The sequence below is a fragment of the Lentibacillus persicus genome (assembly GCF_900112705.1).
GTDB classification, from domain to species: domain Bacteria; phylum Bacillota; class Bacilli; order Bacillales; family Amphibacillaceae; genus Lentibacillus; species Lentibacillus persicus.
This window is the reverse complement of record NZ_FOMR01000020.1, coordinates 1-19,309: the sequence shown is the minus strand read 5'-3', so window position 1 is coordinate 19,309 and position 19,309 is coordinate 1. Positions and strand designations below refer to the sequence as shown.

The following is a 19,309-nucleotide window of genomic DNA, read 5'->3' as shown; positions in this document are numbered from 1 at the left end:
CGTCTTAATGGATGAGGCTGAAAAACAGAAGCAAAAGAAAAATATTATCGGAGTTCCCAACCATACCAAGAAAAAATGACGATTTGGCAGGGTATGGGGCCGGCCCCATACCCTGCCAAATCAATATTCACATAAGAGCACTAAAGGTTGAAAGCTTGTAACCCAATTTACACATAACTATGGACTTGACTTCCGGCCCAGGCTTTTCCGGTTGATAAATCCAATTTCCGGTTGATAAATCCAATTTCCGGTTGATAAATCCAATTTCCGGTTGATAAATCCAATTTCCGGTTGATAAATCCATAGAGGCGGGCGGATTAATAAAACCGCTTTTCAATTCCCAACGTTTGATAAGGTATTTCAATATTAAATGCAAGATTGTTAGTTTCGAGGTCAAAACTTTCCACACGCACATTTAAGTTACTGCGAATTTCCATATCAGTGACGGCTACATAGATTTCTTCATTAGACGGGTCGACCGTTACCCACTTAGGCATGGGCAAATACTTTTTCAAGTACTCCATAATTTTTTTGTTCGGCAGTGCCAGCTGACCGAGCGAAATGGATTCCTGTTTCAGAATAACATCCCCGTTATCCTGAACAACCGGGTCTAAATGGACAGAAACCGGTACAGTGGATGAGAAGACAGGAAGTTCCCCTCTTAATTCAACATCTTCTTCAAGTGATACACTGTACTCATGGCTTGTATTTTCCAAGAGTTTTTCAATATATGCATTTACTAATTGGTTGACGTTTTCTTTTGACGTGCGCACGGTGAACTCGGAACTCTGGACTGAATTGTCTTCAGTTGGTTCAGGTGTCTCTGTTTCGGATACAGGCCAGAAAACCAGTGCTAAAATTATCAGGACTGTCAGTACATTTAATCCGAGGAGCCAAAAGAAGAATGCCTTCCAATTATTCTTTTTCTTTTGATGTTTTGGCACAATCTCCGCCTCCTACTGATCTGTTAAATACTCCAGAACACGCCTGGCAAAAAGCTGATAGCCTCTATGGCTCGGGTGAAAGTTATCATCTGCGAACAGTTTTTTATCCCCTGTGCTGAACAAATCAGCGACCGGAACGAATGTCCCGTTATCATAATCCTCTGTAACACGCTGGCTGATGCTATTCCAGTCCTGGACAATCATTTCCAGTTCTCTGATATCCGGAAAGTAATTCATAAAAGGGTTGTATATTCCGACTAGATAGATACTGGTATCTTCATTTAGATGATTAATTCGATCAAAAACTTGCCGTAAATTCTGTTCATACGTTTCTTTTGCATCAGTAAAATCGTTTACCTTCAAGTCGGTAAAGTTCTCTTTGACAACTTGCATAATATCATTTGCCCCTATTGTTATCAAAACAATATCGGCATTTTCAACCGATTGTGCAACTTTGTCTTCTTCAAGCCGTTTCAGGAGCTGGTCAGATCGGTGACCGCGTTTGCCGTGGTTATCAAACGTTACTAGCTGGTTATTTCTATTAATTGTATTATCCAATATACTTACATAACCGCCTTCGGTGACGTTATCACCGACGCCCTGGGTCAAGGAATCGCCAAGTGCTGTCACGTGCGATTCGCGGTTAGTAAAGAAATCGATTGTGGTCCGGACAACTTCGCTGAAAAGCTCCTGTAATTGCGCGACCGGTTCTTCCGCTGGCTCTTCGGTACTTTGGTTTTCTGACGGAGAGGTATCGTCCTCTGTTTCGTCTTCCTTGATTTCTGAGTTGTCCTCCTGCTCTTCCAGTTTTGTTCGCTCAATGGTTTCTTCTTCAGATGTCTCGGGTTTATTAATTATAAGAAAAACAGTTATGCCTATGAGCAGTATACCCAAAATGAGAAGTGCATATCGTTTTTTCATCATTTTCACACCTATTATGAGTTAATCGTGTCTGTATAAATTTATTAACTTACCGTATAACGTGTCAAATCCCTTCCTTATATTATATCATGGATACGCTTGGCTAATCCCCATTATAAATGCTATGTAAACAAAAAAATTCGCCTTCAGATAAAGGCGAATTAAAGTGAATAGAAACTTGCCGGATTTAAGTGATGGCGTCTCAGGCACCGTTCTTGCGGAGACGGATTGCTTCGTCGTATGCACTTTTATCAGTGATTACTGTGATTCCTGCAGCTTCGGCGCTTTCAAGCAAGTGTTCCGCAGCAGAAGCATTTTCAGCCCATAGGATTTTTCCTTCTTTTTCAGCGAGTACTTCAGGTACTTGTTCAGGCAGTTCGTCATTTGTTAAAACAGCATCGAGTGATTCTGGCACATCTTGAAGTTTGGCGTACGTTTCTTCCCCTAGAAGACTGGCTTCGTTTGAACTGATTGGTACGATGTTAAACCCAAGCTTCTTCAATTTTTGTGTGTTTTGATTAAATGTCTTGTCGCCTTTGTCGAGACCGAATACGGCAACATTCTTCTGGCGAATATCGCCATTGCTCCGGTCAAAAGAGGAGGCAAGCAGCCAGTTAACTGCATCATCATCTGTAGACGCGATAACAGGTGTCTCGCCCGTTGCTTTAGCAATTGCCTGATCAAGGTCTGCCAGTGTATCTTTAGTCGATTCCAGACCGACTGACAGACGGACTAATTCCTCAGTTACACCACTCTTCTCCAGCCCCTCGGCATCGAGCTGCTGGTGAGTCGTGGAAGCCGGATGAATAATAAGTGATTTTGCATCACCGACATTGGCAACGTGGGACCACAGCGTAATATTGTCGATTAGCTTCCGCCCTGCGTCACGACCGCCTTTTATACCAAAAGTAATAACTGAGCCATAGCCGTTTTGCAAGTATCTTCCGGCAATGTCGTGGGAAGGATGGTCTTTTAAGCCTGGATAGTTCACCCATTCAACAGCGGGGTGGTTATTCAGAAAATCAGCGACTTTTTGCGCATTTTGGTTATGCCGCTCAACTCTTAAATGCAAGGTTTCAAGCCCTTGAAGAAGGAGAAACGCATTTTGCGGGCTTAGGGAAGCACCGATGTCCCGCAGCAGTTGAACACGCAGTTTCATGGCAAAGGCAGGCGCTCCCAGGTCAACGTAGCGAAGCCCATTATAGCTTTCATCCGGTTCAGTGAACCCCGGAAAGTTGCCATTTCCCCAGTTGAAGCGGCCGCCGTCAACGACGACACCGCCGATTGTTGTGCCGTGACCGCCGATCCATTTTGTTGCTGAATGAACGACAATGTCAGCGCCCCAGGCAAGCGGCTTCGTTCCATAAGGTGTTGCAAACGTATTATCAATAATAAGCGGAATGCCGTGATCGTGGGCAATATCTGAAAGAGTTTCCAAATCCAGCACGTTCAGGCTGGGGTTTGTAATCGTTTCACCAAAGATTGCTTTCGTTTTATCAGTGATGGCGTTTTTGACACTTTCATGATCCGTGCCGTCGACAAGTTTAACGTTAATGCCATACTTTGGAAGTGTGTTAAAGAACAAGTTGTATGTGCCGCCATAAAGGTTACTGTCAGCGACAATTTCATCACCGCTTTCGGCAAGATTCAAAATAGATAAGGTGATGGCTGCCATCCCGGAGGAGGTTGCAACAGCTGCCACACCATCTTCAAGCAGCGCAATCCGCTGTTCAAACGCATCATTGGTAGGATTCATAATACGTGAATAAATATTCCCCGGTTCTGCCAGGCCAAACAGGTTTTGGGCATGTTCGGTATCTCGAAACACATAGGAAGTTGTTTGGTAGATTGGTACAGCGCGTGAACCTGTTGCGGGATCCGGTTGCTGGCCGCCGTGAAGTAATTGGGTCTCCTGGTTTTGAAAATGAAAATCGGTCATGAAAAATTCCTCCTTGAAAATTTTATTATCGTCAATTCGTGCTCTGGAAACGGGGCACATGGCCTGGAGGAGGGGTAAAACAAAACCCTCTTCCTAAGAAGAGGGTTGATTATGTAACCGGTCCTCCTCTTATCTTCCAGATCGAACGTGATCTGTAGGATTTAGCACCTTTCAAGGCACGATAACTGCCTTAATGGTTGCCGGGCTTCACAGGGCCTAATCCCTCCGCCACTCTTGATAAGAGATATAAATCTTATTAATTTAATGAATATTATATACATGAAGTAATCTATCCGTCAAGTATCTTTTCAGATTTCTTCTTTTTATTTGTGTTTTTCCGATAAGCAGAGGCCATGTAGATGATAAGTGCTGCCCAAATCAAGGCAAAAGATAGCAGGTGGGCACTTGAAAAGGCTTCACCGAAAACGAAAACACCGAGAATAAGCATGATTGTCGGTGCAATATATTGCAAAAAACCGACCATTGATAATGGAATTTGCTTAGCTCCGGCTGCGAACAATAAAAGCGGGACAGCCGTCGCAACACCTGCTCCGAATAATAATAGCCCTGAATCTGAAAACATAACTTCAGGCCGGAGTGAACTGTCCGGAATGAAAATCAGGTAAATGAGCGCAGCGGGTGTGACAATCATTGTTTCAATCGTCAGCCCGAACATAGCACTGATCCGGACGGTTTTTTTCAAAAGCCCGTAAATGGCAAAACTGAAAGCGAGTAATAAAGACACCCAAGGAAAAACACCATAACTGACAGTGAGATTAATAACACCAATGCCCGCCAATAAAAATGAGAATAGCTGCCGTCGTGTTAACGACTCATTTAGAATTATCATGCCGAATAAAATACTGACAAGCGGGTTAATGTAGTAGCCAAGACTCGATTGGATAACATGATCATTGTTGACAGCCCAGATAAAAATGAGCCAATTCAGACTGATAACAAGTGATGCGAGTGTTATACCTGCTAACTGTTTTCTGTTTCTGATAATCGAATTGAGTTCGTGAATAAATGGCTTCCATTTCCCTGCAGCAAGAACAATTAATCCCATAAAGACGAATGACCAAAGAATCCTGTGAGCTAAAATCTCATCAGGAGGTATGTCACCGAGCAATTTCCAGTAAATAGGCAAAAAACCCCACAAGAAATAAGCTCCGAGCGCATACAGAATACCTGTTTTAGTTTCCTGATTCATCGTTACCCTCCTTTGCGCAACTTATGGTCTGGAAAAGTCTTAGTGCAACGGACCATGCTCAATTTGTAAATCGATATGTAAATAATCCAAGTTTAGATTTTTCTGAGCTAAAAAGCAATTTGGAAGTTCCGGCATACGAGAAACCGCTTTCAAAAATGATGGAAATACAATAAAATAACAGTGTAAGCAATTTTTAGAGGGGGAGTATAAATGACCAAAGATCGAAATAAGCAGGAAACGGCTGTTATACATGATGGCTATGAATCCGCGGATATGCTGGGGAGTCTGACACCGCCATTGTTTCAGACATCAACGTTTACGTTTGAAACTGCTGAGCAGGGAGAACAACGCTTTGCAGGTGAGGAAGATGGTTATATGTATTCGCGGCTCGGCAATCCAACCGTGACAGTGCTTGAAGAAAAAATGGCTGGATTGGAAAAAGGAGAGCGGGGGCTTGCTTTTGCATCAGGAATGGCCGCAGTTTCAGCGATTCTCGTTGCATTAACGAAAGCAAATGATCATATACTATGTTCTTCAGGTTTATACGGATGTACATTTGGATTATTAAGTATGATGAATGAAAAATATAATATTTCCCATGACTTTTCAACGATGGAAACGAAAGATGACGTGCGGTCGCTCATCAAACCGGAGACGGCATGTGTTTATGTTGAGACACCGATCAACCCGACAATGAAACTGATCGATTTGAAAATGGTCGCAGAAGTCGCCCATGAGTTTGATATACCGGTTGTCGTTGATAATACGTTCGCTTCCCCATACTTGCAGCGGCCGCTGGAGCTTGGCTGTGATGTAGTGCTGCACAGCGCAACGAAATATATTGGCGGACATGGCGACGTTATTGCAGGTGTGGCTGTCGGCAAAAAGGACTTTTTGGATAAGGTGCAGATGACAACACAGAAGGATATGGGTGGTGTCATGTCGCCATTTGACGCATGGCTTTTGATCAGAGGGCTGAAAACACTGCCGATTCGTGTCGACCGTCATTGTGATAATGCTGAAAAGATTGACGAAAAACTGCGCAGCCACCCAAATGTAACACGTGTTCTTTATCCGGATGACACGGAGCATCCTGACTATCATATACGTGAGAAGCAGATGCGGCGTGGAGGCGGTCTTATTTCATTTGAAATTAAGGGAACGAAAAAAGATGCCCAACGACTGCTGAACAATCTTCATTTTATTAAAATCGCAGTAAGCCTGGGTGATGCGGAAACGTTAATTCAGCACCCGGCTACAATGACGCATTCAGTTGTACCGGAGCCGTCCCGAACTGACATGGGGATAACCGACCAGCTTATACGCTTATCAGTAGGGCTTGAAGCGTGGGAAGATATTTGGGACGATCTGAAACAGGCGCTTGACCAATTGTAAGATTAGCACATAGTGTGTCGGCCGGTTTCAAAAAGTTATTCAGTTGGGTACTATCAGCTATACAGGCATCAGTTAAATTATGCTATGATAAAGTGAAATGCTTAGTTGCTCAAAGTGGGGTTTTTCAGTGGACTATTTATCAATCTTTCTTGGAATCATTCTCGTATTAAACATAGCCCTAGCGTTCGCCATTATATTTTTAGAACGAAAAGATGCCTCCTCAACTTGGGCCTGGCTGATGGTACTGCTTTTTATACCGATTGCCGGGTTTTTGCTGTATTTGATTTTTGGCAGACGGATCAGCGGTCAGCGGATTTTTACATGGGACACAAAGTCGAAACTGGGCGTTAAGTTTAAAGTTCAAGAGCAATTGCGCGATCTGGAGGAAGATAATTTTCATTATAAGAATGAAGACCTGGCAGAATATAAAGATTTGTATTATTTACATTTGCGCAATGATGACGCGATCTTTACACAAGATAACAGTGTCAAAATTTTTACCGACGGCCAGGAAAAGTTTGAGCAGTTAATTGAGGACTTGAATAATGCAGAAGATCATATTCATTTACTGTATTATATTTTGCGTCATGACCGGCTCGGGAAGCGCGTAGGGGACATTCTTATGCGCAAAGCGAAACAAGGCTTGGAGGTAAGGGTGCTCTATGATGATATGGGCTCACGAAAAATCAGCAAAAAATTTCTTCGCCGCCTGCGCAGAACAGGCGTCGAAATAGAGTCATTTTTCCCGGCAAGCATTCCTAAAATCAATTTAAAAATCAACTACCGAAATCACCGGAAGCTAGCGATTATAGACGGTAAAATCGGCTATATCGGTGGTTTCAATATAGGTGATGAATACCTTGGTCAAAATCAGAAGTTTGGCTACTGGCGTGATACTCATCTGCGAATATCGGGCGGTGCCGTGATGAATATGCAGACCCGGTTTATATTGGATTGGAATCAGGCATCACGGAATGATATTATCTATGACGACAGGTATTATACGTTTGAACCAAGTGGTGACGTCGGCATCCAAATTGTCTCAAGCGGTCCCGATTCGGACTGGGAGCAAATTAAAAATGGCTATATCAAAATGATTATGTCTGCAAAAGAATACGTGTATATCCAGACACCTTATTTTATCCCGGATGACAGTCTTCAGGACACACTCAGGATTGCTGCATTGTCAGGCATCGATGTTAAAATCATGATCCCGAATAAACCTGATCACCCGTTTGTTTACTGGGCTACATTGTCGTATATTGGTGACTTATTAAAAGCCGGGGCAGAGGTTTATGTCTATCAGAATGGGTTTTTGCATGCGAAAACGATTATTGTTGATGGTAAGATTGCTTCAGTCGGCACAGCCAATATTGATGTGCGCAGTTTCCGTCTTAATTTTGAAGTGAATGCATTTCTGTATGATCAGGGGCTGTCTGAGCGATTGTTGGCTGCGTTTCAGGACGATATTGCATTATCGACTCAAATGACAGATAAACTCTACCGGAAACGTTCATTAGGTGTTCGATTTAAAGAATCGATTTCAAGACTTTTGTCACCAATACTGTAATGAGTAAGTCGGCTTGAATTTGGGGAAAATCATAGCAAGATAAGATAATGGAGGAACGCATATGACCAAAATACCTTGCATCAATTCACTCGCGGTGAAAACCTCGCATGTGCTCCCGCCTGACACGAATAACCATGGCACACTGTTCGGAGGGAAGCTGATGGCTTATATCGATGATGTTGCTGCTATTTCAGCTGTCAGACACGCGCGGAAACCCGTTGTCACCGCTTCGACCGATTCAGTTGACTTTCTGGCCCCGGTCAAGGAAGGCGATTCAGTATGTGTGGAATCATTCGTGACGTGGACACACCATACCTCGATGGAAGTATTTGTAAAGGCTGTTACGGAGGACCTGCTGACGGGTGATCGCAAAGTATGCACAACAGCTTTTCTTACATTTGTCGCTGTGGATGATAATGGAAAACCCGTTTCCGTGCCTCAAGTATATCCTGAAACGGCGCAGGAGCAGCAACTGCATGACTCTGCCCCTGAACGAGCGGCTGAGCGGAAAAAACGGCGCGAGCATTCCAAGGAAATGGCCGCGACATTCGGAACCGACTACCCTTGGAATGAAAAGAAACAGGGAAGCTAATTAATTATTAAATTCCAATCAAACAAAAAAGAGCCTCGTAACCAAGGCTCTGTATTTTATGCTTTTGTTTCTTCAATATTTTCAGGTGGCACCCAGTCATTTGCCCAATTTTGAATTTCCTGGATAACCGGCTTCAGGGCTTTTCCTTTTTCAGATAATGTATACTCAATTCGGACCGGAAATTCAGAATACACATTACGTTTTACAATGGATTCTTTTTCCAGCATTTTTAGTCGATCAGAGAGTAATCGTCCACTTATAGGCAAATCTGCTTCCATTTCGGAAAAGCGTTTAGCGCCATCGAGCAGTTCAAATAGGATCAAACCAACCCAGCGTTTGCTGATAATCTCCATGGCGCCTTCAAAGCGCGGACACAATTCAGTCATCAAGATCACCTCTCTCTGATTAATGATAATAGGATTACGAAAAGTAACCTAGTTATATCATACCATATTTCAGTGTTTCCGTAAATTGAATTATAGGTGGATCCACTTATCCCGCATGTAACTGGCAGTATTATATATTTGGTGATTTGTAATATTTATGAAATAATAAGAATGTAATGAACATTATTTTGGAGGTAACCGTATGGCTGATCAAAAAATGAAGGATAAATATGCAGAGCTCGCGCTTCGCACCGGCGTCAATCTGCAAAACAATCAGGCGCTTATGATTAATGCACCTATTGAAGGGGCAGACTTTACAAAGATCGTTGCTAGAAAAGCATACGAAATGGGTGCAAAGGACGTACATATCAACTGGGTTGACGATGAGCTGACGTTATTGAAATATGAGAATGCGCCGGATGAAGTTATTGGAAATTTTCCCGAGTGGAAAATTAAGCTACATGACACGTATGCTGAAGACGGGGCGGCAGTTTTGTCAATCCGTTCGACCAATCCTGATTTACTGAAAGACATCGATTCATCCCGGATAGCGATGGCGAATAAAGCTGGAGCAGAGGCAATGAAAAACTTCCGCCAATACACGATGAATGACCGAATTACCTGGTCAATTATCTCAATCCCGACCGGCGACTGGGCTCAGAAAGTTTTCCCGGATAAATCAAAAGACGACGCTGTGGAAAGCTTATGGGATGCCATTGCCAAGATCGTCAGGGTTGATCAGGACAATCCGGTTGCCGCGTGGGAAGCACATAACGAGACGCTAAAGACCGCACGCGAAATCTTGAACAAGAAGAAATATCAAAAGCTTGTATTCAAAGCACCAGGGACGGATTTGGAAATTGAACTCCCTAAAGGTCATATATGGAAGGGCGGATCTGCTGTTTCAGAAAAAGGGACAACGTTTAACCCAAACATGCCGACAGAGGAAGTTTTCTCCTTGCCGCATAAATATGGTGTGAATGGCACGGTTACAAGCACGAAGCCTCTTAACTACAGCGGCAGCGTGATTGATAACTTCAGCCTCACATTTAAAGATGGAAAAGTAACTGACTACCAGGCTGAACAGGGAGAAGACACCCTGAAACATCTGCTCGAGACGGATGAAGGCGCTCAGCGGCTCGGTGAAGTTGCGCTTGTGCCGCACGAATCCCCGGTATCGCAATCAGGTCTGATTTTCTATAATACACTGTTTGATGAAAACGCCTCGTGCCACATCGCTTTGGGCAAAGCGTATCCGACAAACCTTGAAGGCGGGGCGCAAATGGATGATGAAACACTTGATAAGCATGGTGTAAATGACAGTCTGACGCATGTTGACTTTATGATTGGCTCAGAAAAGCTGGACATTGACGGTGTCCTTGAAGATGGCACAACCGAAGCCGTCTTCCGTAACGGCACATGGGCCCTGAATGTAAAAGGGGAGTAAAAGGCGAGCCTGGGACATAACTGATAGTTTCAATTTAAAAGACGAACGATAATTAAGGTTTCCGGAGCGGCGTATACCGCTTCCCTCCCTAATAATCGTTCGTCTTTTGTTATGCAAAGCGCCATCAATTATTTATTAATCATAACGATTCGTTGAGTAATCCAATACAATGTAATTACCTGACATCTTTTTTGTTTTTTAAAATACAATTGATGTAGAGGTGATAAAATGGCACGAGTGGCCTATACGGAGAAAGGCATTGATTTAATCGCCAGGATGATGCGGGCCGAGGCTGTGGGTGAAGGTCAACTGGGCATGCTTATGGTGGGTAATGTTGTTGTTAATCGAGCAGTGGCTGATTGTTTGGATTTTCAGGATGTCAGAAGCATACGGGATGTCATTTTTCAAGTTCAAGGCGGAAATTATTCGTTTGAAGCAGTACAGGAAGGCAGTTTATTTTACAGGCCGGCAAGAGAAGCGGAGAGACGACTGGCGCGAAGAGTCGTTACGCGTTGGAGGCAACATCCGTCCAAGTACGCGCTATGGTACTTTAATCCGTATGGTGAATGCCCGCCTGAATGGTTCGGTCAGCCATTTACCGGTGCATATAAACAACACTGTTATTATGAGCCTCAGGCTGGTACATGTCCAAGTGCTTACAGGTAAAGTTTATGCAACCCCCGTTAATTAGGGTGAACATCTAATTGACGGGGACTTTTTATGGTAAACATCGGAAACAATAGTAACTTTGTTTATCACCATTCATATCAAATCATTTTTCACAAGTACAGCTTTGATAGTCGTATAATCATAGTCGTCAGGCAGTGATTCTTTCAAAGGTTTCAGCCTTGGCTCGTCTAATTCTTTACGTGCATCCAATACTGCTTTTTCTTCTTCCCCATTAAAAAATATCTGCCAGGCGATCGGATGTCCTTCTTTAAATGCTTTGAAAAGATGGCCTTCAACCGTCTGGTATGTCAATTCCCTTATTCCGGCAATATCGTTAATGGTTTTTCCTGCCTGAAACATCGAATAACTCTTCAAATGGCTTGGGCGGTCATCAGCTTCGTTCTCTTTTTTGACTGGTCCCTCACCACCGGAGATTTTAACGGGCTTGTCAGCTTTCGGATTATTTGCCAGCCACTGTCGGACTTCTTCAAGAAATTCTTCACCGTACTGTTCGTATTTTTTCTCACCAATGCCCTTAATGCTAAGCATGTCTTCTTTCGTTTCAGGTAAGTAACGGCTCAGTTCTTTTAGGGTCGCATCGGAAAATAATACATATGGCGGGACGTCCTGTTCGTCGGCCATTCGTTTACGCAGCTGTCTAAGTAATTCAAACAGCTCTTTTTGATAATCTCCCGGTTCATTTGCCGGAATTGGTGCCGTGTACATCCAAACGGTCGCTTTGCCTTTCAGAACCTCGACAGCATTTTCATTGAGCTGCAATGTGGGAAATTTGCCGTCTTTTGTAGACAGCCATTTTTCAGCAACTAAAAATTGGATTCGTTCGGTGATTTCTTTTTCAGTGTAGGCAGAAAGCAGGCCATAGGTAGAGAGTTTATGCAGACCAAATTGATGAAGCCGGCTGTCTCTGGATCCTTTCATCACTTTGGCTGTCATGCTTGCTCCAAATCGTTCACCCATACGCTTTACACATGATAAAATCATCTGTGCTTCTTCAGTGATATCCATCCGATTCTGCCGGTTAAGGCAGTTGCTGCATCTCCCGCACGCCGATTTGGCTCCGGCTTCGTTATCATTAAAATAGTCCAGTATGTAGGACGTGAGGCAGCCATGCGTGTGGCAATAATTCATCATGGCCTGCAGTTTTCGGTATTCGTGCTGCTTTGCGTTGTCATCCATCAGCGATTGCTCAATGAGAAACTTTTGCAGCTGGACATCTTTTGGAGAGAACAGCAGGATACAATCACTATGCTCCCCATCACGCCCGGCTCTGCCCGCTTCCTGATAATAAGATTCTATTGACATTGGCATCGCGTAATGGAGGATGTAGCGAACATTCGACTTGTCGATTCCCATCCCGAATGCGTTTGTGGCAACCATAACGGTCTTTTCATCGTGAATAAATGCTGTCTGTGCTTCTTTGCGTTCATTTTCGGTAAGGCCTGCGTGGTATTTGGCTGTTGATAAACCGCGTTTTGCCAACTGTTCATGCAATGAATCCGCCTGTTTGCGTGTCGCTGTATAAATAATGCCTGATTCATCGCGGTGTTTATCCATGAAGGAGCGTATATAGGAAGACTTGTCTTTTCCTTTCACGACATGAAATGATAGATTCTCACGTTCAAACCCTGTTTTAACAATGTGCTCATTATCAATTTCCAATAACGATTGAATGTCTGAAATCACTTCGGTAGTAGCGGTGGCAGTGAGAGCAACCGTGACAGGGATGTTCGGCAGCTGGTTCAGGTTTGGGATAATTGAACGGTAGCTTGGCCTGAAGTCATGGCCCCACTGCGAAATGCAATGAGCCTCGTCAAACGCTATTAACGACACGTTGATTCGTTTTATAATGGACATAAATAATGACGACTCAAATCGTTCCGGAGCCGCGTAGACGAATTTATATCTCCCTGCGGCGATGTCATTAAGACGTGTTTGCTGCTCGGAAGCTGTCAGTGAACTGTTTATGTAAGTAGCCGGAATGCCCAGTGCTTCCAATGCATCCACTTGGTCTTTCATGAGTGAAATGAGCGGTGAAATGATAATAGCTGTGCCATCCAGAGACATACCGGGAATTTGATAGCATAATGACTTCCCGCCGCCGGTCGGCATGACAGCAAGTGTGTTGTGGCGTGCTCTAATATAATCAATTGTCTTTTTTTGCCCGGCCCGGAATGTTTCGTAGCCAAAGTATGTTTTCAGAATATCCTCAGATTGGTTTATCATGGCGATTCTCCTTTAGTCTTTGACTATTTTAACATATTTTTAGAAAGCTTAACGATCGAATTGAATTTCCGATATTGAATCGAGATTTCGAATGATAATACAAAACGTATAAAATCTCAGCCGGCTGCGCTGAGATTTTATGCGTTCGTATTTAGCTGCATTTTTTTTGGCTAGTTTGAGTAAGAAATTGTTGCTTTTCTTTTGAAAAAGTATCCGACAACACCACCGGCAATCGCCGGCACAAGCCACCCAAGCCCGATTGAGAAAAATGGCAAGTATGTTATGACTGAAGTGATTGCAGGCATTTCAACACCAAATGCAGCCAGACCATCATACAGAGCAACGAGTGCGGTTAATAGGATTGCACCAAGGTAGACAGTTCTTGCTCCGCCAAAGAAGCGATTGAGAAATGTCAGGATTATTAACACAATTGCAATCGGGTAAATAAATGTCAGGACCGGCACCGACACTTGTATAATGGTGTTTAAACCCTGATTGGCAATCAGATAACTGGCCGCAGTCACAAAAGCGATAATCAAATTGTACGAGAGTCCGGTTAGTTTATGGAAAAATTGGCCGCACGCAACGACCAGTCCGACAGATGTCGTAAAACAAGCAAGCGCAACGATTACCCCAAGCAACAGGGCCCCAAAGCTTCCGAACATCATCTCAGCAGAACGTGATAAAATAGCCCCGCCATTGGAAAATTTGCCTTCAGAAGCCATTCTTGAACCCATCCAGCCTATTGACGTATACACAGCTGTCAGTCCTATTCCTGCAACGATCCCTGCTTTCAATGTTGCCTTGACAAGTTCGCGGCCTTCGATGATACCACGATCCTTAAAAGCATTGACGACTATAATCCCGAATGCTAAAGCTGCAATGGCATCCATTGTCAAATAGCCTTCCACAAAGCCCGTGAACAGCGGTGCACTCGCATATTTATCAATTGGACTAACTGTCGGGCTTTCCAAAAGTACAAAGCCGCCTAAACAAAGAATTACGATTGCCAGGAACAGTATCGGTGTTAAAAACTGACCAATGCGATCGACTATTTTCGACGGGTTCATGCTGACAGTATAAACGAGTACAAAAAAGACTGTTGTAAAGATAAACAGGAGTAGGGACGTTTGCCCGGAGAAAGGTTCGATACTCATTTCATATGCAACGGTGGCAGCGCGTGGTATGCCAAAAAACGGGCCGATGGCAAGGTAAACAAGGGAAGTGAAGATAAGTCCGAATAATGGATGGACCCGATCTGCCAACTCCCTGGCATCATTTTTAACAAATGAAACAGCTGCAACAGCAAGAACGGGCAGTCCTACGCCAGTCAAAACAAAACCCGCAATGGCTGCCCAAAAAGACGTTCCTGCTTCAATACCTATAGTTGGCGGATAGATAAGATTTCCTGCCCCGAAAAATAATGCAAATAACATAAAACCTATGATGACGGTATCCTTTTTCATAGTTTCTTTTCCTTTCAATGTGTAAAGTGAAGCTTCAATCAGTGAATTGATTCTTTTCGTCGAGTGTGTATTGGACATTTACTGGCGTTTATATGATAACTTAAAAAATAATCAGAAAAAATAAATTGAAAAAATTTAAATGCTCGTAAAGCAAAAATAGTCTAACAAGGCAGATAACACTTGTCAACGCGTACTGCAATCGAATTATGACGTTTATGTGGAGAAGACAATCTTTTTTTTAAAACCTAATTGTTTACATACACGTCTAAGGCATTTAAAATAACTTTATCTCTTATGTCACGGACAGCAAGACGTCGTTTAACGTATCATAGTGTTGTGTTTTTTATCTAACAATCATTGGCGGAGAAAACCGCTCCGCCACTGATTGAAGTTTCACTTTATCCCGCATGTAAAGGACAGTAAACCGCCAAAGAACGGCGGCTAACTGTCCCTAAATGCCCGATTCTGTTTAACTAACATTTAGCGGAGAAAAACGTTCCGCTAAATGAAGTTTCACTTTATCCCGCATGTAACTGGCAGTAACCTTCCAAAGAACGGAAGGCACTGCCAGTAAATGCCCGATTCTGATCAACTAACAAACAGTGGCGGAGAAAACCGCTCCGCCCCTGTTTGAAGTTTCACTTTATGGATACTCTAATTTTAAGGGGGGACAATTATGGCTCCATCTCTTTTATTTGAAATTATGTTAATTGGTCTTCTGGGGATAGGGTCTCAATGGGTTGCTTGGCGTTATCGGTTGCCGGCGATCGTGATTATGTCCATCACCGGGCTGCTTGCCGGTCCGATTTTTGGGCTCATGAATCCTGAAGAAGATTTTGGTCCACTATATAATCCGATTATATCCGTCGCAGTTGCTATCATACTTTTTGAGGGCAGCTTAAATTTAAGCTTTAAAGAAATTCGCGGGCTGGGCAGACCGGTTTTCCGAATCTCTACAATAGGTGCATTTATCTCCTGGATCCTTGGTTCCCTGACCGCGCATTATGTGGCTGGGCTTAGTCTGGCTGCAGCCTTTGTTATCGGCGGTATTTTTATTGTGACGGGGCCAACGGTTATTATGCCGCTTCTCCGTCAATCGAAGTTAAAACCGCGTCCGGCAAAAATACTTAAGTGGGAAGGGATTATCGTTGACCCGATTGGCGCGTTGCTTGCCGTATTTGCGTTTGAAATCATAACGTTTTTGACGGCTGATACGCCTGATGGTTCAGCCCTGTTTATTTTCTTCGCTGCCTCAGTTTTTGCAGGCATATTGGGCTGGGCTTGCGGTAAAGGGATTGGCTGGATGTTTGAACATGGTTATATCCCCGAGTTTTTAAAATCGCCGGCGGTTTTCATCGTCGTTATCGCCTGTTTCACACTGGCGGACGAGATTGTGCACGAGACAGGTTTACTTGCTGTTACGGCAATGGGTGTTACGTTGGCCAATATGGGCATCAGTTCGATTGATGATATGCGTCACTTCAAGGAGAACGTTTCAATATTGCTGATTTCGGCTATTTTTATCATGCTGACTGCTTCCCTTCAGATGGAAACACTGCTTCGAGTATTTGATCCGAACATTTTGGGATATGTGCTGTTAATGATGTTTGCCGTGCGTCCGTTATCTATATTTCTTTCAACAATTGGAACAGACCTTGCGCTGAATGAAAAGATATTGCTCGGTTGGATTGCGCCAAGAGGGATTGTTGCGTTGACGGTTTCAGGTTACTTCGCTTCGATATTGAGCGAAGCAGGTTATGCCGATGCCTCGCTTGTAACAACGATTACATTTGCGCTCGTGTTCACCACCGTTGTTGCTCATGGCTTTTCAATTGGGTCACTTGCCAAAAAGCTTCATCTTTCCAAAGAAGGAAAGCCGGGCACATTAATTGTCGGGAGTAATAATTTTACGGTAAACCTTGCACGGTCACTGCAAAAGTCACAGGTGCCCGTCATGATTGTCGATTCCTCCTGGGAGCGGCTGCGGCCGGCCAGGGAGGCAGGCGTTCCGTTTTTCCATGGACAGATGCTGTCGGAACAAACCGAGTATCAGCTGGATACGATACCTTATGAATATTTAATTGCGGGGACTGAATATAATACGTATAACGCGCTTGTTTCCACAACGTTCATGCCGGAATATGGCAGAACGAACGTATATAAAGTAAGTCCATATCGCCGTGATTTAAATGGAATGGAAGATGTTGTCAATAAAGTTGGCGGGCGAATTTTATTCAGACGAGATCTTGCGCTGGAGGATTTAATTCAAAAAACACGCGACCATTATGTTTTCCGCCAGACAGCTATTACGAACCAATACACCTATAAACAGTATTTGGAAGACAAAGATGAAAATACCGTATTGCTTTATGTCATAAAACCGTCTGGGCGGATGCGATATTATTCTGATGAAGTGCGTGTCTCTCCGGAACCCGGCGATAAGGTGGTAAGCCTTACACCACCGGTTAAAGAGCAAAAGAAGATTCAGGAGCGTTTGGAGAACCAGCGTAACAATAATGGCAAAAGCAGTTAAAGGGGATGTCCCTTTTGGAATAGCGGGTTTAATTTTGAAAGAGAAAATATAATGAATGAATTTTCAGGGATACAAATCATAGGTGGTTTAGTATCCCTTTTTTTTTTGATATTACAGGGCTCGGATCAACTTATATAACGAAATAACATACGAATTATCAGGTGTACAAAAATTTATGTACGCTTGTTAATATGGGTGCCAAAATGCAATACTATTTGACGTTAATTAGGGTGTTAATATGTAAAAGGTTAAAATAAAATTTCCCAATTTTTAAATTGTGTAAATCCATTATGTTAAAATATTCGTATACAACAAACGGGCCAGATTGTTGAAGAAATTTGTGTTGAATACCAAAAGAAACAATCGATTTTAATGTCGGTTGTTTCTTTTCAGACGAAAACGCATCGCATTGACGACCGTATTGTAAGCTTGGTTTAGCAGCTATAAGCCGATGTATGTCCTATCCAATATCATTTATACCCAATATAATCATACTCATTTAATTTGTTGTGTTGACAACGACCGTTGCTATAACTTAAATATTTGCTCCGAATTCTGTAATCGAAATGTATTAGGTTTACCATCAACAATAGCAACATTAAAATATGCACCGCCTTATTCGGAATCCAAAATAGGAAATGTGGGAGACTTGGCAATTCAGTATTCTTTCATCCTATAGAAAATACAATATACTTCAAGCTTGTCAGTTGAATATAATAAATAAAGCAACAAATAAACTGCTTTTAATTTAGGGAGGTGGATACTATGATCTGGATATACATTTTTGTAATCCCAGTCACCCTTATGTTATTATTTGCCTTTGTATTTGACAAAGTGCATAATATTAAAAAAATCAGGAAAGTAGATGAAAGAAAAATCGATAAAATATGGGCTGAGGCGGATAAAAAAAATTTCTTTTAATTTTTTCTCCTGTTGTCAGGAAACAGATCGCGTACCGGGATGCGTCTGAACGAAATGCCATTGAAGGCAAGTTCGGTGAAGGAAAACGCACTTATGGACTCGGTCTTATTCAAGCACGCCTTCAGCAGACAAGTGAATCGATTATTTCACTTCAGGTGCTTAATCCGAACCTCTCGAAGGCACTTCGGGAGCTTCTTTTCTTATTTTTTTCACGTTTATGGTCTATCCACTATCAGAACTGAGAAAATCACTTATTCAAATTTGGATAAACATTGAGTTATTCAGTACCCCCTACTTAAGGGATTTAAGAATATCAAAAAAGAGCTTAGCGATGTTTCATCAGATGATGAGTTAGAAGTAAGCCCAAATGCGATATCCTTAATGTGTATTACATTGATATTTAATTTTTTTCGGAGGTGGTTTATTTATTTTCTTGCAGTATTGATTACAGGGAATATACTTGTAATTATTATTTCATTAATTTTATTTGTAATAGGATTATACGATAGCTTATTTAATTATAGTTTAGCAAAGGTCAAAAAACGAAAGTTAAATTGTACTTGGCATTCACAGATATAATATTTATCTCAATTTTCGTTATTTATCTTTTTACTCTCTAAAAATAAGAGATCTTTGGCTATAAAATTCTCTAACTGTTCAGGAAAATTAGAGAGTGATGATCCTTTTACACTCTACCACAAACGGGCGCCATTCTGGTGCGAAACGTTCTTAGTTTAAATGGAGGATGGCTAACATCTCTCTGGTAAAGTCTAGGCAATTCCCTATGGAATTGAAGGATTATATCGAAGAATCAAATGAAGAGGTAACGTTTGGAAGGGTTCTCTCTTAGTCGATTAGCACTGAATTTAGTAAGAATGATAGTGTTAAAAGCTCGGTGAAAAGGCGTAAGAATTTACCGTAACAGTGCAGTTTAGCTGACGAAAGCCTACCCGCAGGGGTGGTGTAAATCATGACGCTTGAGTTGAATGAATATGGTGAGAATGCAATACAACCTATAATAAAGGGTTACGCTGACAAACTTCTGAAGGTACGGGTCTAAACGCGCAATACA

General features: G+C 42.6%; 14 protein-coding genes, 1 pseudogene and 1 riboswitch. Of the genes and pseudogenes, 8 read left to right on the top strand and 7 right to left on the bottom strand.

All coding sequences use genetic code 11. The features are described 5' to 3' along the window. Positions 1-317: 317 nt before the first annotated feature. The 4 genes from BMZ22_RS16560 to rarD form a co-directional block, all read right to left on the bottom strand. On the bottom strand, positions 318-944 hold the full coding sequence (locus BMZ22_RS16560; RefSeq protein WP_090087764.1) for a YpmS family protein: 627 nt from the start codon (positions 942-944) through the stop codon (positions 318-320). A 12-nt stretch (positions 945-956) separates the two neighbouring features. Continuing rightward, positions 957-1,865 (bottom strand): SGNH/GDSL hydrolase family protein, encoded by a 909-nt coding sequence (locus BMZ22_RS16555; protein WP_177183483.1) that lies wholly within the window; start codon positions 1,863-1,865, stop codon positions 957-959. A 202-nt stretch (positions 1,866-2,067) separates the two neighbouring features. Next, on the bottom strand, positions 2,068-3,804 hold the full coding sequence (locus BMZ22_RS16550; RefSeq protein WP_090087760.1) for a PLP-dependent aspartate aminotransferase family protein: 1,737 nt from the start codon (positions 3,802-3,804) through the stop codon (positions 2,068-2,070). Between the two features lie 126 nt (positions 3,805-3,930). Then, positions 3,931-4,048, bottom strand: a riboswitch (SAM riboswitch). A 45-nt stretch (positions 4,049-4,093) separates the two neighbouring features. After that, a complete protein-coding gene (gene rarD, locus BMZ22_RS16545) occupies positions 4,094-5,014 on the bottom strand; it encodes an EamA family transporter RarD (protein ID WP_090087757.1) in 921 nt (306 codons plus the stop codon). Positions 5,015-5,224: 210 nt separating this feature from the next. Here rarD and megL point away from each other — a divergent pair, with 210 nt between their 5' ends. The 3 genes from megL to BMZ22_RS16530 all read left to right on the top strand — a co-directional run bounded on the left by megL (position 5,225) and on the right by BMZ22_RS16530 (position 8,571). Continuing rightward, positions 5,225-6,409 (top strand): methionine gamma-lyase, encoded by a 1,185-nt coding sequence (gene megL, locus BMZ22_RS16540; RefSeq protein WP_090087754.1) that lies wholly within the window; start codon positions 5,225-5,227, stop codon positions 6,407-6,409. Positions 6,410-6,536: 127 nt separating this feature from the next. Then, positions 6,537-7,979 (top strand): cardiolipin synthase, encoded by a 1,443-nt coding sequence (cls, locus tag BMZ22_RS16535; RefSeq protein ID WP_090087752.1) that lies wholly within the window; start codon positions 6,537-6,539, stop codon positions 7,977-7,979. A 61-nt stretch (positions 7,980-8,040) separates the two neighbouring features. Beyond that, positions 8,041-8,571 carry an acyl-CoA thioesterase gene (locus BMZ22_RS16530; protein WP_090087749.1) on the top strand — a complete coding sequence of 177 codons (531 nt, stop codon included), beginning with the start codon at positions 8,041-8,043 and terminating at the stop codon, positions 8,569-8,571. Between the two features lie 56 nt (positions 8,572-8,627). Here the strand turns inward: BMZ22_RS16530 and BMZ22_RS16525 are convergent, their stop codons facing one another. Beyond that, the gene (locus BMZ22_RS16525; protein ID WP_090087746.1) at positions 8,628-8,957 is read right to left on the bottom strand and encodes a winged helix-turn-helix transcriptional regulator; all 330 of its coding nucleotides are present in this window, start codon (positions 8,955-8,957) and stop codon (positions 8,628-8,630) included. A 202-nt stretch (positions 8,958-9,159) separates the two neighbouring features. Here BMZ22_RS16525 and BMZ22_RS16520 point away from each other — a divergent pair, with 202 nt between their 5' ends. Together BMZ22_RS16520 and BMZ22_RS16515 are read left to right on the top strand one after the other, a co-directional pair. Further along, entirely contained in the window at positions 9,160-10,404 is a 1,245-nt protein-coding gene (locus tag BMZ22_RS16520) for an aminopeptidase (RefSeq protein ID WP_090087743.1), read from the top strand. A gap of 228 nt (positions 10,405-10,632) precedes the next feature. After that, positions 10,633-11,070: a cell wall hydrolase gene (locus BMZ22_RS16515; protein ID WP_090087739.1), complete on the top strand. Its 438-nt coding sequence runs from the start codon at positions 10,633-10,635 to the stop codon at positions 11,068-11,070. A gap of 96 nt (positions 11,071-11,166) precedes the next feature. Here BMZ22_RS16515 and recQ read toward each other — a convergent pair whose 3' ends face one another. Together recQ and brnQ are read right to left on the bottom strand one after the other, a co-directional pair. Next, entirely contained in the window at positions 11,167-13,317 is a 2,151-nt protein-coding gene (gene recQ, locus BMZ22_RS16510; protein ID WP_090087737.1) for a DNA helicase RecQ, read from the bottom strand. 170 nt (positions 13,318-13,487) lie between these two features. Next, the gene (gene brnQ / locus BMZ22_RS16505; RefSeq protein ID WP_090087733.1) at positions 13,488-14,783 is read right to left on the bottom strand and encodes a branched-chain amino acid transport system II carrier protein; all 1,296 of its coding nucleotides are present in this window, start codon (positions 14,781-14,783) and stop codon (positions 13,488-13,490) included. A 676-nt stretch (positions 14,784-15,459) separates the two neighbouring features. Here brnQ and BMZ22_RS16500 point away from each other — a divergent pair. The 3 genes and pseudogenes from BMZ22_RS16500 to BMZ22_RS16495 form a co-directional block, all read left to right on the top strand. Next, positions 15,460-17,316 (top strand): cation:proton antiporter, encoded by a 1,857-nt coding sequence (locus tag BMZ22_RS16500; protein ID WP_090087730.1) that lies wholly within the window; start codon positions 15,460-15,462, stop codon positions 17,314-17,316. 765 nt (positions 17,317-18,081) lie between these two features. Further along, a complete protein-coding gene (locus BMZ22_RS17040; RefSeq protein WP_177183482.1) occupies positions 18,082-18,237 on the top strand; it encodes a hypothetical protein in 156 nt (51 codons plus the stop codon). Positions 18,238-18,257: 20 nt separating this feature from the next. After that, positions 18,258-18,479: pseudogene (locus BMZ22_RS16495) on the top strand (transposase); the annotation flags it as partial. Between the last annotated feature and the right edge of the window lie 830 nt (positions 18,480-19,309).

Coding starts and splice junctions, on each gene's coding strand:
- BMZ22_RS16555 (WP_177183483.1), bottom strand. CDS start 1,865: ATGAAAAAACGATATGCACTTCTCATTTTGGGTATACTGCTCATAGGC.
- BMZ22_RS16550 (WP_090087760.1), bottom strand. CDS start 3,804: ATGACCGATTTTCATTTTCAAAACCAGGAGACCCAATTACTTCACGGC.
- rarD (WP_090087757.1), bottom strand. CDS start 5,014: ATGAATCAGGAAACTAAAACAGGTATTCTGTATGCGCTCGGAGCTTAT.
- megL (WP_090087754.1), top strand. CDS start 5,225: ATGACCAAAGATCGAAATAAGCAGGAAACGGCTGTTATACATGATGGC.
- BMZ22_RS16530 (WP_090087749.1), top strand. CDS start 8,041: ATGACCAAAATACCTTGCATCAATTCACTCGCGGTGAAAACCTCGCAT.
- BMZ22_RS16525 (WP_090087746.1), bottom strand. CDS start 8,957: ATGACTGAATTGTGTCCGCGCTTTGAAGGCGCCATGGAGATTATCAGC.
- BMZ22_RS16520 (WP_090087743.1), top strand. CDS start 9,160: ATGGCTGATCAAAAAATGAAGGATAAATATGCAGAGCTCGCGCTTCGC.
- BMZ22_RS16515 (WP_090087739.1), top strand. CDS start 10,633: ATGGCACGAGTGGCCTATACGGAGAAAGGCATTGATTTAATCGCCAGG.
- recQ (WP_090087737.1), bottom strand. CDS start 13,317: ATGATAAACCAATCTGAGGATATTCTGAAAACATACTTTGGCTACGAA.
- brnQ (WP_090087733.1), bottom strand. CDS start 14,783: ATGAAAAAGGATACCGTCATCATAGGTTTTATGTTATTTGCATTATTT.
- BMZ22_RS16500 (WP_090087730.1), top strand. CDS start 15,460: ATGGCTCCATCTCTTTTATTTGAAATTATGTTAATTGGTCTTCTGGGG.
- BMZ22_RS17040 (WP_177183482.1), top strand. CDS start 18,082: ATGATCTGGATATACATTTTTGTAATCCCAGTCACCCTTATGTTATTA.